This is a genomic window from Pseudoclavibacter sp. RFBI5, assembly GCF_002931395.1.
Lineage (GTDB): Bacteria > Actinomycetota > Actinomycetes > Actinomycetales > Microbacteriaceae > Pseudoclavibacter.
The window spans coordinates 1,541,257-1,555,918 of sequence record NZ_PSYA01000010.1; the positions used below are offsets into that span (position 1 = coordinate 1,541,257).

The 14,662-nt window shown below is 68.9% G+C and carries 13 protein-coding genes; 4 read left to right on the forward strand and 9 right to left on the reverse strand.

Annotated elements, in window-relative coordinates:
• Positions 1-52: 52 nt before the first annotated feature.
• The 8 genes from C5E06_RS14070 to C5E06_RS14105 form a co-directional block, all read right to left on the reverse strand.
• Complete coding sequence (locus tag C5E06_RS14070; RefSeq protein ID WP_104242758.1) at positions 53-763, reverse strand: ABC transporter ATP-binding protein; 711 nt, start codon at positions 761-763, stop codon at positions 53-55.
• On the reverse strand, positions 760-1,722 hold the full coding sequence (locus tag C5E06_RS14075; protein ID WP_104242760.1) for an ABC transporter ATP-binding protein: 963 nt from the start codon (positions 1,720-1,722) through the stop codon (positions 760-762). The genes C5E06_RS14070 and C5E06_RS14075 overlap by 4 nt, the downstream gene beginning before the upstream one ends.
• A complete protein-coding gene (locus tag C5E06_RS14080) occupies positions 1,719-2,849 on the reverse strand; it encodes a branched-chain amino acid ABC transporter permease (RefSeq protein ID WP_104242762.1) in 1,131 nt (376 codons plus the stop codon). The genes C5E06_RS14075 and C5E06_RS14080 overlap by 4 nt, the downstream gene beginning before the upstream one ends.
• Before the next feature lie 4 nt (positions 2,850-2,853).
• The gene (locus tag C5E06_RS14085; RefSeq protein ID WP_104242764.1) at positions 2,854-3,744 is read right to left on the reverse strand and encodes a branched-chain amino acid ABC transporter permease; all 891 of its coding nucleotides are present in this window, start codon (positions 3,742-3,744) and stop codon (positions 2,854-2,856) included.
• A 57-nt stretch (positions 3,745-3,801) separates the two neighbouring features.
• Positions 3,802-5,001 carry a branched-chain amino acid ABC transporter substrate-binding protein gene (locus tag C5E06_RS14090; protein ID WP_104307223.1) on the reverse strand — a complete coding sequence of 400 codons (1,200 nt, stop codon included), beginning with the start codon at positions 4,999-5,001 and terminating at the stop codon, positions 3,802-3,804.
• 150 nt (positions 5,002-5,151) lie between these two features.
• Positions 5,152-5,826, reverse strand: a complete 675-nt coding sequence (locus tag C5E06_RS14095; RefSeq protein ID WP_104242768.1) for a GntR family transcriptional regulator — start codon at positions 5,824-5,826, stop codon at positions 5,152-5,154.
• Positions 5,827-5,958: 132 nt separating this feature from the next.
• Positions 5,959-6,501, reverse strand: a complete 543-nt coding sequence (locus C5E06_RS14100; RefSeq protein ID WP_104307224.1) for an EVE domain-containing protein — start codon at positions 6,499-6,501, stop codon at positions 5,959-5,961.
• Between the two features lie 36 nt (positions 6,502-6,537).
• Entirely contained in the window at positions 6,538-7,074 is a 537-nt protein-coding gene (locus C5E06_RS14105; RefSeq protein ID WP_104242772.1) for a DUF4916 domain-containing protein, read from the reverse strand.
• Between the two features lie 31 nt (positions 7,075-7,105).
• On the opposite strand from C5E06_RS14105, the gene C5E06_RS14110 reads away from it, so the two are divergent.
• Complete coding sequence (locus tag C5E06_RS14110) at positions 7,106-7,804, forward strand: alpha/beta hydrolase (RefSeq protein WP_181059427.1); 699 nt, start codon at positions 7,106-7,108, stop codon at positions 7,802-7,804.
• Between the two features lie 13 nt (positions 7,805-7,817).
• Here the strand turns inward: C5E06_RS14110 and C5E06_RS14115 are convergent, their stop codons facing one another.
• A complete protein-coding gene (locus C5E06_RS14115; protein ID WP_068479399.1) occupies positions 7,818-7,997 on the reverse strand; it encodes a PspC domain-containing protein in 180 nt (59 codons plus the stop codon).
• A 126-nt stretch (positions 7,998-8,123) separates the two neighbouring features.
• Here C5E06_RS14115 and C5E06_RS14120 point away from each other — a divergent pair, with 126 nt between their 5' ends.
• The 3 genes from C5E06_RS14120 (at position 8,124) to C5E06_RS14130 (ending at position 14,594) form a co-directional block, all read left to right on the forward strand.
• On the forward strand, positions 8,124-13,043 hold the full coding sequence (locus tag C5E06_RS14120; protein ID WP_104307226.1) for a DNA glycosylase AlkZ-like family protein: 4,920 nt from the start codon (positions 8,124-8,126) through the stop codon (positions 13,041-13,043).
• Between the two features lie 92 nt (positions 13,044-13,135).
• Positions 13,136-13,828, forward strand: a complete 693-nt coding sequence (locus tag C5E06_RS14125) for a pentapeptide repeat-containing protein (RefSeq protein ID WP_104341462.1) — start codon at positions 13,136-13,138, stop codon at positions 13,826-13,828.
• Positions 13,815-14,594 carry a DNA-formamidopyrimidine glycosylase family protein gene (locus tag C5E06_RS14130; protein WP_104307228.1) on the forward strand — a complete coding sequence of 260 codons (780 nt, stop codon included), beginning with the start codon at positions 13,815-13,817 and terminating at the stop codon, positions 14,592-14,594. The genes C5E06_RS14125 and C5E06_RS14130 overlap by 14 nt, the downstream gene beginning before the upstream one ends.
• The last annotated feature ends 68 nt before the right edge of the window (positions 14,595-14,662 follow it).

A 14,662-nucleotide genomic window follows, 5' to 3' on the forward strand; every position in this document is an offset into this window, starting at 1 on the left:
CCGCCCCTCATCCGGGACGGGCCAGCGGGGGCTACCAGCTCCGCGAGCGCGCTCAGCCCAGGTACGCCTCGATGACCGCCTTGTCCTTCGCCAAGTCGGCAGCGAGGCCCGAGAGCGTCACGCGGCCATGCTCGATGACGTAGGCACGATGCGCCACCTTGAGCGCGGCGCGAGCGTTCTGCTCGACGAGCAGCACAGTGGCACCGCGCTCGTTGATGCGCCCGATGAGCTCCATGACCTGCTTCACGACCAGCGGGGCGAGCCCCATCGACGGCTCGTCGAGCAGCATCAGCTTCGGGCCGCCGACATACGCTCGCGCGATCGCCACCATCTGCTGCTCACCGCCCGACAGGGTGCCGCCCTGCTGAGCGCGTCGCTCGAGGAGCCGCGGCATGAGCTCGTAGCACTCCTCGACACGCTCAGCGACGACCTTCTGGTCCTTCACCTGGTAGCCACCGAGCAGGAGGTTCTCGTGCACCGACATCGTCGAGAAGATGCGCCTGCCCTCAGGCACGTGGATGAGCCCGTCGCGTACGAGGTCCCACGGCTTCGCATTCGAGATGTCCTTGCCGCGCCACATGATCGTCCCGCGCTTCGCTCTGGCCAACCCGGAGAGCATCGTGAGCGTGCTCGTCTTACCCGCGCCGTTGTTGCCGAGCAGCGAGACGACCTCACCCTCGTTGACCTCGATCGACAGCCCACGAAGCGCCTGCACGCGCCCGTAGAAGAGATCCACATCCTTGATCTCGAGCTCGACGCTCATGACCGGTCCCCCTCGTCCACTCGCTGGTTCTCGGGCCCGCCGTCTGGCACGCCCTCGTGCTCGTCCTCAGACTCGTGCTCGTCCTCAGGATCCTCGACGCCGAGGTACGCCTCGATGACCCGAGGGTCGTTCTTGACGTCCGCGGGCAGACCATCGGCGATCTCTCGTCCGAAGTTGAGCACGATCACGCGCTCCGAGATCTCCATCACGAGACCCATGTCGTGCTCGATGAGCACGATTCCGACGCCGAGGTCCCTGATCTTGCGGATCAGCGCGATGAGCTCCTGCTTCTCGTTGTGGTTGAGGCCAGCAGCAGGCTCATCGAGCAGCAGTAGCTTGGGCTGCGTGGCGAGCGCCCGCGCGATCTCCACTCGGCGCTGCTCGCCATACGGCAGCTGCGACGCGAGCAGCTCGTCGTCGAGCGAGTAGCCGACGAAGTCGAGCCAGCCGCGCGCATCCTCGAGCGCCTGGGCCTCGACCTTCTTGTAGCCGAACGTGTGCAGCATCGTCTGGAACACGTTCTGACGGATGCGCGCGTGCATCGCCGTCTTGACGTTGTCGATGACCGACATGTCCCGGAACATGCGGACGTTCTGGAAGGTGCGGCTCAACCCGAGGCGCGTGATCGTCGACGGCTGCTTGCGCATGATGCTCTCGCCGTCGAAGGTGATCGAGCCAGACGTCGGCCGATAGAAGCCGGTGATGCAGTTGAACGCACTCGTCTTGCCCGCCCCGTTCGGACCGATCACCGAGATGATCTCACCCGCGTACGCATCGAACGACGTTCCGTCGACGGCCTTCACACCACCGAACTGCAGCCGAAGATCACGGACCGAGAGCAACGGCTCCCCCTGATGCGCCCGCCTGAACTCCTCGGCGACCGCGGTCACCGACTCCGTCTTCGGCACGTCGATGGGCGCCGTGCCGTAGACGTCACCCGTGCCTGAAACCTGGCTCATGCCTGCTCCTTCGAGAGGTCGATGTTGGCGTCGGGCGCCTCGTGCGCCGAGAAGCCGTCCTTCGGAGACGGCGCCTCGCCCTTGGCTCGCGACTTGAGGAACGGCAGGATCGCCGTCGCCGGCCAGATGCCCTGCGGCCGGAAGATCATCATGATCACGAGCAGCACGCCGAACACCAGGAAGCGCCAGTCGGAGAACTCGCGCAGGATCTCGGGCAGCAGCGACACGAGCAGCGCGCCGACGATGACACCCGGGATGGAGCCCATGCCGCCGAGCACGACCGCCATGAGCAGCAGGGCCGAGTTGAGGAACACGAAGGAGGTCGGGCTGATCGCCGTCTGGTGCGCTGCCATCAGCACACCCGCGAGACCGCCGAAGACGGCACCGAGCACGTACGCGCCGAGCTTCGTGGTGTACGTGTTGACGCCCATCGCTTCGGCGGCGTCCTCGTCATCCTTGATGGCGCGCCAGGCGCGACCCATCTTGCCCTTGCCCAGCCTCGAGGCGGCGATGATCGCGGCACCACCGGCGATGATGACGCAGAGGAAGTACAGCAGGATCTTGCCGTTGAACTCGATGCCGCCGATCGTGAGGCCGTCCGCGAACGACCAGCCGAAGAACTCGAACGTGTCGATGCCGGAGATGCCGGATGGGCCACCCGTGACCTCGAGATTGTTGGCGGTGAGGCGGATGATCTCACCGAACCCGAGGGTCACGATCGCGAGATAGTCGCTGCGCAGTCGCAGCGTCGGCCCGCCGATGATGAGCCCGGCGAGGATGCACGCGACGATGACGAACGGGACCGTCGCGATGAGGGGCATGTCGAGCAGCGTGTTGAGGACGCCGGCCGTGTACGCACCGACGGCGAAGAAGGCGTAGTAGCCGAGGTCCAGGAGACCGGCGTAGCCGACGACGATGTTGAGGCCCATCGCGAGCATGATGTAGATCATCGCGGAGGTGCCGATGGAGATGACGTACGGCGTCGCGTTGATGAACGGCAGCAGGAACGCGAAGAGGAACAGCACGAGCCCGACGAGGTTCATGAACGTCTTCGGGTTCAGGATGCCCTTGCGCGGCGTGGGCCGCTCGACGGTGGGCGCGGGCGCCTGGAGTCTGATGTCGGTCATGGGATCACATCCGTTCCACGACGCGTGCACCGAGGATGCCGGTCGGTCTGAAGGACAGGAAGAGGATCAGGCACGCGAACGAGAAGACGTCACGCCACTCCCCGCCGAGCCAATGGGTGCCGAACGCCTCGAGCAGACCGAGCACGAGGCCGCCGAGCATGGCGCCGTAGAGGCTGCCGATGCCGCCGATGACGGCCGCCGTGAACGCCTTCAACCCGATGACGAAGCCAGCGAGGAAGTCGATGGTGCCGTAGTAGGCGCCAGCCATGACGCCGGCCGCGCCCGCGAGGGCCGAGCCGATGAAGAAGGTGCGCGAGATGACCTTGTTGACGTTGACGCCCATGAGCTGCGCCGCCGTGGGGTCGAGCGCGATGGCCCGCATCGCGCGGCCGTCTCGGGAACGCATGATGTACGTGTTGAGCGCGAACATGAGCGCCGCCGCGACGAGCATCATGACGATCTGCGGCATCGTGATGCGGCCGCCGAGCAGGTCGAGCGTCTCCCCTTCGAGACGCGTCGGGTAGACCTTGGGGTCCGGGCCGAAGATCTGGCGCACTCCGTACTCGAGGATGAACGACATGCCGACCGCGGTGATGAGCACCGCGAGCCTGGGGCTCGAACGCAGCGGGCGGTAGGCGACCCGCTCGATGGTCACGCCGAGGATGCCCGTGAAGATCATCGCGAGGAGCATGACCAGCAGGATCGACAGGATGCCGCCACCTGCGAGTCCGGAGAACGCCGAGAAGATGGTGAGGCCGGCGAACGCGCCGACCATGTAGACGTCGCCGTGCGCGAAGTTGAGCAGCTTGATGATGCCGTACACCATGCTGTAGCCGAGTGCGACGAGCGCGTAGAAGGATCCGACGAAGAGCCCGTCGATGATGAGTTGAATCACAGTGGTTCCTGACTGCAGAAGCGGGCGGGGAGTTCCCTCCCCGCCCGCCGTGGCTGACTAGCTCTTCAGGTCATCCTCGAGGGTGAAGGTGCCGTCGGGTCCGACGGTGACGATGGCGAAGCCGCCCTCGCTGAGCGTTCCCTCATCCGTGAAGGTGAGGGGGCCGGAGAAGATGTCGAAGCCGTCCAGGGCACCGAGCGCCTCGATGACCGCGGGGCCCTCGGTGGTGCCGGCGTCCTCGATCGCCTGGGAGACGACGCGGACGGCGTCGTAGCTCTGCGTCGAGTAGGGTCCTGGCGCTGCGCCGAACTTCTCGGTGTAGGCGTCGATCCACTCGGTTGCACCCTCGAGCATGTCGGGGGTCTGCGTGAACGTGCCGAGCACACCCTCGGAGGCGCTGCCGGCGATCTCAGCGAACTTCGCGTCGACCGATCCGTCCGCGACCATGATCTTGCCCGTGTAGCCGGCCGATCGCAGCTGCTGGGTGATCAGGCCACCCTCCTGGTAGTAGCCGGTCCAATACATCATGTCGGGGTTCGCCGAGACGACCTTGTTGACGTTGGCCGCATAGTCGGACTCGCCGGCGTTGACCGACTCCTCGAGCACGACCTCGATGCCGAGCTCCTTCGCCTGCTCGGAGGCCGACTTCGCGAGGTCCGTCGAGTAGTCCGTGTTGTCGTCGACGAGCGCCAGCGTCTTCACTCCCTGCTTCTCGGCGTACTTCAGCATCGCCTGAGCCTGCTGCGTCCCCGTGCCGTTGATGAGGAACACGTTGTCGAGGCCGGCTGCGACGAGCTGGTTCGAGTTGGCAGCCGGGATCACCATGGGGATCTCTGCCGTATTGAAGATCGGCAGCGTCGGGAGCGTGGCGCCTGAGCAGTAGCCGCCGACCGAGGCGACGACACCGTCGGTGACGAGCTTGTTCGCTGCGGCGGTCGCGCTTGTCGCGTCGCACGCATCGTCGGCGGTGACCAGCTCCAGCTGCCGGCCGAGGACTCCGCCGGCCTCGTTGAGCTCGTCGATCGCCATCTGGGCGCCGTTCTCCATGTACGGGCCGAAGGCCGATTCCGACCCAGAGAAGGGTGCCGCGAGGCCCAGCTTGATGGGTCCGTCTTCCGACGCGGCGTCTCCGCCTCCGGCGACACCCCCGGAGCATCCGGTGAGGGCGAGTGCGGCCGTGGCGAGCAGAGCTCCTGGGAGGAGCACTCTCTTCCAGATGCCAGCACCCCGAGGGCTGGTGGAACGACGTGCAGTCATGGTGAGTTCCTTCCGAACAGACGTCAGAATCGCCGGACCATCTCCGGTGATGGGATGTCACACATTACTGTTTGGCGGAGGTCGGCAGAAGGCCCTTCCACAGCCTTGAAACAGAGTTGTTACAAAGTGTTTCGCTGTGTGGAGGGTTTGCTAAGCCTCTTCGGGTAGCCCAGCCCACCAGCCGACGACATGGCCGATGTGCCGATGCATGAGCTCCGCAGCCTCATCCGCCTTGCCAGCCTCGAGCAGCACCAGCAGATCCGCGTGCTCACGCGACGACGCCGTGAGCTCCTGGGAACCGAGCATCTCGGTCAGCCCCGTCAGCCTCGTCTGCCTGCGCAGCGCGGTCACGATCGACACGAGACGCTCATTGCCGGACAGCCCGAGGAGCTTCGCGTGGAACTCGATGTCGACCGCCAGGTACAGGGGAAGATCCCCCGCCGCGGACGCCGCGTCGATCTGGGTCGCGAGCTCGCGCAGCTCGGCGCGAGGAGCCTCTGGGAACTCGACGGCCAGCTCGCGCACGATCGGCACCTCGAGCATCTGCCGCACCTCGACGATCTGTCGCAGCTCCTCGACGGAGACGTGCGTCACCCGGAACCCCTTGTTGCGGACGGGCTCCACGAACCCCAGCTTCTCGAGGTTCAGCATCGCCTCCCGCACGGGAGTCGCCGACACCTCGAAGCGAGCCGCGAGCGCTGGAACGGAGACGAGCTCGCCCGCCGCGAGCCCTCCCGAGACGATCGCGGCGGCGACGGAGTCCTCGATGGTGGCGCGCAGGTTCGACTGCTGCGCCGCCGGCTTGAAGTCCAACGCGTCGATCATGGGCACTCCGCTCGTAAGGCTCGCTCTGGTCGGAAAGCGTAAGCACACCTCAGGGGTGTTCATCACTTCCACTCAATAATGTGTCACATGCGTCCGCAAAGCACGGCCTTCGGCGAATCTGTCCGCCGACGCTCAGAAGCGGATTGCGTACGGATCCTCGCCTGGGTCCCGATCTCGCTGCGCCCCGGACGGTTCCGACTGCGCGAGACCGGTCTCACGGATGAGCCCCATCCCGAGCGCACTCGGCTCCGGAGACGGCCGACGGACCGCGTCCTCGAAGATCTCGAAGTCCCGACGAGAGAGCTCGAGCCAGCCCGCGCGCAGCCGCTCACCCCAGTACTTGTCGTTCCGCGTCAGATCCAGCAGATCGCGCAGCGGCCGGATGAGCGCAGGACGCGCCTCACGCATCCACTGCACCTCCCTGCGCCACGGCGACGACCCCCTCCCGCCAGCCCGGTACGGCTCGTCGTCGAGCACGTGGCCCGCCTGCACCACGCTGCGAAGCGGCTCCCCGTCCGGGTTCACCTCGCGCGGACAATAGAGAGCCACGCCATCGGACACGCGCATCTGCTCGACCCCCTCGAGCGCACCCCACGGTGCCTGCACGAAACCGCCCTCGACCATCGCGAGGGCGCGATCAAAGGGCTGCACGACAAGCCAGTAGCGGATGGCCACGGTCAGATGGTCGAAGGACTGGAGGCTCTGGCGCCCCTAGGGCCAGAGGCCGAGGTGGCCGATCGCGGTGCGAAGCACCTGGCCGCGGCCACCCTCGAGCTCCTCGAGCAGGTCGGGGTCGAGTGCCTGCTGCGGAGTCAGCCACGTGATCTCGAGCGCGTCCTGGCGAGGGTTGCATTCCCCGGCGACCGGAACGATGAACTCGAGCGCAACCGCATGCTGGCGCGAGTCGAACAGCCCAGAACCGGGCATCGGCGAGAACTCCGCCACCGTGAAGGGGGCGAGCGCCTGCGGCAGAGCCGGGAACGCCATCGTGCCGAGATCCTTCTCCAGATGCCGAAGGAGGGCGCCCCGAATCGACTCCCCGTACTGCACGCGCCCAGAGACGAACGAGCGCGTCATGACGCCCTCGTTGTCGGCCCGAAGCAGCACGCCGAGGTGCTCGACCTTGCCCGAGGCGTCGACACGCACCGGGATGGCCTCGACATACAGCATCGGCACGCGACGCCGCACGAGCGCGAGCTCGTCGTCGTTCATCCAGCCGGACTCAGGATCAGGAGTGCGCACCGTCATGACCCCATTGTGGACCATGTATGTTTCCCGGGTGAGCACAGCATCCACAGGTATCGATCCCAAGACGCTCCTCTGGCGGGGCGGCGACACCGAGACGGCGGCCACGAGCACGCTCCCGCTCGTCGTCGGACTGCACGGCTACGGCGCAGACGGAACGGACATCCTCAGCCTCACCGGGCAGATGCCCCAGGGCTTCAGGTACGTCTCCGTGCCCGCCCCGCACCCGCAGCCGGAGGGCGGCCGCGAGTGGTTCCCGCTGCGCTTCGCCGACCCGATGACGGGCGAGGTCGCGGTCGACGCCGACGCCCAGATCACTCTCGAGCAGGGCGCGAACGACGCTGCGGCAGCCGTCATCTCACTCCTGGACACGCTCGGCGTCCTCGACTCGGGCGCGCCACTCGCGCTGCTCGGCTACTCGCAGGGCGGCATCGTCGCCATGCAGGCGCTCCGTCAGCGACCCGCGGCATTCCGGGGAGCGCTGCTGCTCTCTGGCCTCGTCGCCGTCGGCACCGTTCCGGGGGACGCCGAGCTCGCGGATGCCCGGCCGCCAGTCTTCTGGGGGCGGGGCGACGCCGACACGGTCATCCCCTCGCTCGCGGTCGAGCACACGGCAGCATGGCTCGAGGCCCACGCCGACGCAGAGATCTACGTCGAGGCGGGCCTCGGTCACGCGGTCTCCGAGAAGGAGCTCGTGCGGATGGCGGGGTTCCTCGAGCGTGTGCTCGGGTAGCTCCCCCAGCGCCTTAGTCGTTCGGGATGAGCAACCAGAGCGCCAGGTAGATGATGACCTGCGGGCCCGGGATGAGGACCGACAGGACGGTCAGCAGGCGGACGACAAACGGCGACCAGCCGAATCGCTGCGCGATGCCCGCGCAGACTCCGGCGATGACGCGGCCGCTACGGGGGCGAACAAGACGCTTCATGTGAGATCACTCCTTCAGAACGTGGTGCATCCAGCTTCGCGCATGCCGGCTGGATGATCGTCCCCCGGGAGGTTGATCCGGTCCTCCTGGAGGCTGATGTCGGTGGTGTGTGGTTCTGTTGTCGTCATGCCTGAGACGACCGCACTCGACGCGTTCTCCCCCGCGACACGGGAGTGGTTCCGCGGCGCTTTCGTGAGCCCGACCGCGGTCCAGGAGGCATCCTGGCGCGAGATCGCCGACGGGCACCACACCCTGGTCGTGGCGCCGACCGGCTCCGGCAAGACACTGAGCGCGTTCCTCTGGGCGATCGACCAGCTCGCGGCCGAGCGCGGCACCGAGAGCGAGCAGGCGAAGGCCGAGCGGCGCACGCGCGTCGTCTACCTGTCCCCGCTGAAGGCACTCGGCGTCGACGTCGAGCGCAACCTGCATTCGCCGCTCGTCGGCATCACGCAGACCGCCAGGCGGCTCGGCTCGGTGGCACCGGACATCCGCGTCGGGGTGCGCTCAGGAGACACGAGCCCCACCGAGCGCAGACAGCAGCTCCGCAACCCACCCGACATCCTCATCACGACGCCCGAGTCGCTCTATCTCATGCTCACGTCTCAGGCGCGGAAGACGCTCACCGGTGTGACGACGGTCATCATCGACGAGGTGCACGCCGTCGCCTCGAGCAAGCGCGGCGCGCACATGGCCCTCACACTGGAGCGCCTCGACGCGCTCCTCGACAAGCCGGCGCAGCGCATCGGCCTGTCCGCGACGGTTCGGCCCCTCGACGAGATGTCCCGCTTCCTAGCCGGCAACGCACCGGTCAAGGTCGTCGCCCCGCCGAGCACGAAGACGTTCAAGCTCGAGGTGCGAGTTCCCGTCGAAGACCTCAGCGACATCGGCATGACCCGAGCCGGGGCCGCGACTCCGACCTCGGCCGACGCATCCGGAGCCATCGCAGATGCAGACCCGTTCGCGGACTTCGAGGCTGGGGCCGCCGCCGGCTCACTGCGCGACCCCGCAGCCGACGCAGAGGCCTCAGGCTCGGTGTGGCCGCACATCGAGGAGGCCATCGCCGACCTCGTCGAGTCGCACCGCTCCACGATCGTGTTCGTCAACTCGAGGCGCCTCGCCGAACGGCTCACGGCCCGACTCAACGAGATCGCCGACGAGCGCGCGTCGGCCGATGCCCCGGCGGCCGACACGACGGAGGCAGCAGACCCCTACAGCGCCGCAGCCCCCGGCGTGCGCTGGTCCTCCGGCGACCACAGCGCGAGCCCGAAGGCAGCGCCGCAGCGACCGCCTGCAGTATCCATGGGGCAGGCGGGCCAGTCGTCCGGCGCCCCGCTCTCCTTCGCACGCGCCCACCACGGCTCCGTGTCGAAGGAGTCTCGCGCCGAGGTCGAGAACGCCCTCAAGAGCGGCACCCTCCGCTGCGTCGTCGCCACCTCCAGCCTGGAACTCGGCATCGACATGGGAGACGTCGACCTCGTCGTCCAGGTCGAGTCGCCTCCCTCGGTCGCGAGCGGACTCCAGCGCGTTGGCCGAGCCGGCCACCAGGTCGGCGAGACCTCCGAGGGCACGATCTTCCCCAAGCACCGCGCCGATGTCCTGCACTCCTCCGTGCTCGCATCGCGCATGGTCACCGGACAGATCGAGCGGATGCGGGTGCTCGCCAACCCCCTCGATGTGCTCGCCCAGCAGACGATCGCCGCAGCGGCCATCGAAGACCTCGACGTCGAGGAGTGGTTCGACCTGGTCCGGCGCTCGGCGCCGTTCGCGTCCCTGTCGCGACCCCTCTTCGAGGCGACCCTCGACCTGCTGTCCGGCAAGTACCCATCCGACCAGTTCTCCGAGCTGAGGCCACGCCTCGTCTGGGACCGCGACCAGGGCACCCTCACCGGAAGACCCGGAGCGGCGAGGCTCGCCGTCACCTCTGGAGGGACCATCCCCGACCGGGGCCTCTTCGGGGTGTTCCTCGCCGGTTCCGAAGACGCCGACGCGCAGCGAGGGCCGCGTCGCGTCGGCGAGCTCGACGAGGAGATGGTCTACGAATCGCGCGTCGGCGACATCTTCGCGCTCGGGGCGACCAGCTGGCGCATCGCCGAGATCACCTTCGACCGAGTGCTCGTGACCCCGGCCTACGGCCAGCCGGGACGACTGCCCTTCTGGGTCGGTGACGCGCTCGGGCGACCCTCCGAGCTCGGCCAGGCCATCGGCGCCATCACCAGGGAGATCGCCGCCAAGGGGCAGGTGCCCGAGGCTCTCGCCGCCCTCATGGACGACAACGCCGTGCAGAACGCCGTCGCCTACGTGCGCGAGCAGCAGGACGCCACCGGCCAGGTCCCGAGCGACCACACGCTCATCGTGGAGCGCACGCGCGACGAGCTCGGCGACTGGCGCATCATCCTGCACTCCCCCTACGGCTCCCCCGTGCACTCCCCGTGGGGCCTCATCGTGGCGGCGCGCATCCGCGACCGCTACGGCCTCGACGGCGGCGTCGTCGCAAGCGACGACGGCATCATCGTGCGAATTCCGGAAGGCGACGCCGAACCGCCCGGCGCAGAGCTGTTCGCCCTTGAGGCCGACGAAATCGAGCAGATCGTGGCTCGCGAGGTGGGCGGCTCGGCCCTGTTCGCGTCGCGCTTCCGCGAGGCGGCCGCGCGTGCGCTGCTCCTGCCGCGCCTCAACCCCGGCAAGCGCTCGCCACTCTGGCAGCAGCGACAGAAGGCGGCCCAGCTGCTCGACGTCGCCAAGCAGTATCCGACCTTCCCGATCATCCTGGAGGCCGTGCGCGAAGTCCTGCACGACGTCTACGACCTCGACGCGCTCGTCGACCTCGCGAAGCGCGTCGCCGGCCGCGAGGTGCGCCTCGTCGATGTGACCACCGAGCAGGCGTCGCCCTTCGCGCGGACGCTGCTCTTCGGCTACGTCGGCGCGTTCATGTACGAAGGCGACAGCCCGCTCGCCGAACGACGAGCTGCCGCACTCGCGCTCGACACGAGCCTCCTGGCCGACCTCCTCGGCAGGGTCGAGCTGCGCGAGCTGCTCGATGCGAAGGTCATCTCGAGGCTCGAGGCCGAGCTGCAGCGCACGGCCCCCGACCGCCTCGCGCGCGACGCCGAAGGGGTGGCCGACCTCTTGCGCGTGCTCGGCCCGCTCAGCGTCGACGAGATCGCGGAGCGCCTGCGCGGCGAAGACGTCGGCACCGATGGTGGCGCTGACGGTCACGCTGACGGCGACGGCGACGGCGACGGCGACGAGCCCACCGACGAGCACGTGCCCACAGCCACCGCCTCCGTCGCCGAAGAGCACGTCTCGGCGCTCGTGACGGCGAAGCGCGCGCTGCGGGTTCGCATCGCGGGGGTCGACCGCATCGCCGCGATCGAGGATGCCAGCCGCCTGCGTGATGCCCTCGGCGTCGCACTCCCCATCGGCGTCCCCGTCGCGTTCATCGACCCGGTGGACGACCCGGTCGGCGACCTCGTCTCCCGCTACGCCCGCTCGCACGGCCCGTTCTCGGTCGCCGAGGTCGCCGAGCGCTACGGCACGGGCCAGGCGGTCGTGCGCGAGGCGCTCACGAGACTCGAGCTCGCCCGTCGTGTGGTCGAGGGCGAGTTCCGGCCAGACCGCGAAGGCTCGGAGTGGGTCGACGAGACCGTGCTCAAGCGCCTCCGCGCCCGTTCCCTCGCCGCGCTCCGCAGCGAGATAGAGCCCGTCGAGCATTCCGCGTTCGCCCGTTTCCTCCCGGCTTGGCAGCACGTCGGCGGCGAGCTGCGCGGAATCGACGGCCTGATCACCGTCATCGACCAGCTCGCGGGCGTGCCCGTCCCCGCCTCGGCGCTCGAGAGCCTCATCCTCCCCGCCAGGGTGCGCGACTACCACCCGAGCATGCTCGATGAGCTCACCACGGCGGGCGAGGTCCTCTGGCGCGGGCATGGCGCGATCGGTTCGAGCGACGGCTGGATCAGCCTGCACCTCGCCGATACGGCGCACCTCACGCTCCCCGACCAGCCGGAGGGCGAACCGGATGCGCGCGGCAGGCACATCCTCGACGCCCTTGCCGGGTCCGGCCCGGGCTTCTTCCCCCAGCTGTCGCGGCACGTGCGGCTCATGCTCGCACCCGAGTCGACCAGCGACCGCGAACTCTCCGACGCCCTCTGGGCGCTCGTCTGGCAGGGACGCGTGACCAACGACACGCTCTCGCCCCTCCGAGCGCTGATCTCCGGCGGTCCCGGCTCCGCGAGCACCTCAGCGCATCGGGCACCGAGCCGAGCCGCACGCGGCAGGCTCTACCGTGGCCGCGTCGCCATGGCGCCGAGCGACTCCGCCGGAAGCCCCACCACCTCCGCCTTCGCCTCCCAGCGGCCAGCGCCCTCGCAGCCCCACACGAGCGGCCGCTGGACCCTCGGCCTGCAGGGCGTGAGCGACGCCACCGAGCGTGGCCTGGCCATCGGCGACCTGCTGCTCGACCGCTACGGCATCGTGACCCGCGGCAGCGTCATGGCGGAGGAGGTCCTCGGCGGGTTCGCGCTCGTCTACCGGGTCCTCGCCCGCTTCGAGGAGTCGGGGAAGGCCAGACGCGGCTACTTCATCGAGAAGCTCGGCGCCGCCCAGTTCTCGACCGTCGGCGCCGTCGACCGCCTCCGCGGCTTCACGCAGGAGCTCGACGCCGAGAAGCAGTTCGAGACGCTCACGCTCGCCGCGACCGACCCCGCCAATCCCTACGGGGCGGCGCTCGCGTGGCCGAGCGACGAGGACTCGCAGACCAAGCACCGACCGGGCAGGAAGGCTGGTGGGCTCGTGACGATGGTCGACGGCGCCCTCGCGCTCTACGTCGAACGCGGCGGCAAGACGCTCCTCACCTTCACCGACTCCGACGACGTCCTGCGGGCGGCAGCGAGGTCCCTCGCCGACACGGTCCGGCGGGCGCGCATCCCGAACCTCGTGATCGAACGGGTCGACGGCACGTTCGTGCTCGAGACCCCCCTCGCGAGCATGCTGCAGGAGGGCGGGTTCTCGCTCACCACCCGCGGCCTGCGCATGCGGCCTGGCCAGTGAGCCACGCCGCGACGCGCATCGAGAGCAAGACAAGACCAGACCAGACCAGACCAGACCAGACCAGAAGCAGAACCGACAGCAGAGGCGGCACAGTGGCGACAGCACGCGGACGACGAGGAAACAGGGCAGGCGGCACCGAGCCGAGGATCGAGGCGCCGTACCTGCCGGAACTCGACGATGCCAGCGCCGCGGACTTCGCGACGGCGCGGGTGCACGAGCTGCAGCACTTCACCGAGGTGCGTGGCGAGGAGCTCGACGCCGCCGGCGTGACGTTCTCCGAATGCCGCATCGAGGGCCTCACGGCCCGCAGACTCCTCCTGCACTCGGGACGGGTGAGCGAGTGCGTGCTCGAGCGCATCGAGGTGCCGGTCGTCGAAGGGCAGCGCCAGTCGTTCCGGTCCGTGAGCTGGACGGCATCCCGACTCGGCTCCGCGGACCTGCACGAGTCGGACTTCCAGAACGTCGAGTTCCGCGACGACCGGCTCGGCTACGTCAACCTGCGCGGCGCAACCCTCACCGATGTCCGCTTCGCCGACTGCGCGTTCGACGAGATCGACCTCGGGGGTGCGACAGCACGACGTGTGGCCTTCACGGAGAGCCGCACGGGCATCCTCGACGTCACGGGCGCCCGCCTCGAGCACGTCGACTTGCGTGGGCTCGAGTTCTCGACCATCACGGGCCTCGAGGGATTGCGCGGCGTCACCGTCTCCCCGTCGCAGCTCGAGGCGCTCGCACCCCATCTCGCGGCCCACCTCGGCATCGAGGTGCGTGATGCCGGAAGGTGACACCGTCTACCGGGCGGCGACCCGGCTGAACCGCGCCCTTGCGGGCCGCGAGCTGACACGCTTCGAGCTGCGGGTGCCGAAGTACGCGGCTCTCAACCTCACCGGCCTCACCGTCGACGAGGTCGTTCCGCGCGGCAAGCACCTCCTGACCCGCATCGGCCCGCACACCCTGCACACCCACCTCGGGATGGACGGCAGCTGGCAGCTCGTGACAGCGGGCGGGAAGTGGCCCCGTCCGGCGTACCAGGCGAGGGCGGTTCTCGGCACGACTGCCGGCAGCGCCGTCGGCTTCGAGCTCGCCGTCGTGGAGATGCTCGCGAGCGAAGACGAAGCCGATGCCGTCGGGCATCTCGGTCCCGACCTCCTCGGCGACGACTGGGATGCCCAGCTCGCCGTCGCGAACCTGCGCCGAGACCCGGGCGTGGAGCTCGCCGGAGCCCTCCTCGAGCAGCGCAACCTCGCGGGTCTTGGGAACGTCTACGTGACGGAGTTGCTCTTCCTGCGCGGCCTGCATCCGCACACCCCGGTGTCCGGCGCCGGCGACCTCGACCGACTGGTCGAGCTTGGCCACAAGCTCATCGTCGCGAACCGCGACCGGGTGGAGCGCACGACGACCGGTGATCTGCGACCGGGCAGGCGAACCTACGTCTACGGCCGATATGGCAAACCATGTCTGCGCTGTGGGACGCGCATCCAGCGCGGCGTCCAAGGCCGCGAGCGGGTCGCGGCCTGGTGCCCCAGCTGCCAGCCAGCGCCGCCCGCCTGACTCCCGACTCCGCACCCCGCGCCGTCCCCCGCGCTCGCACCCGGCGCCCCGTCCCCTCGCCCTCGCAC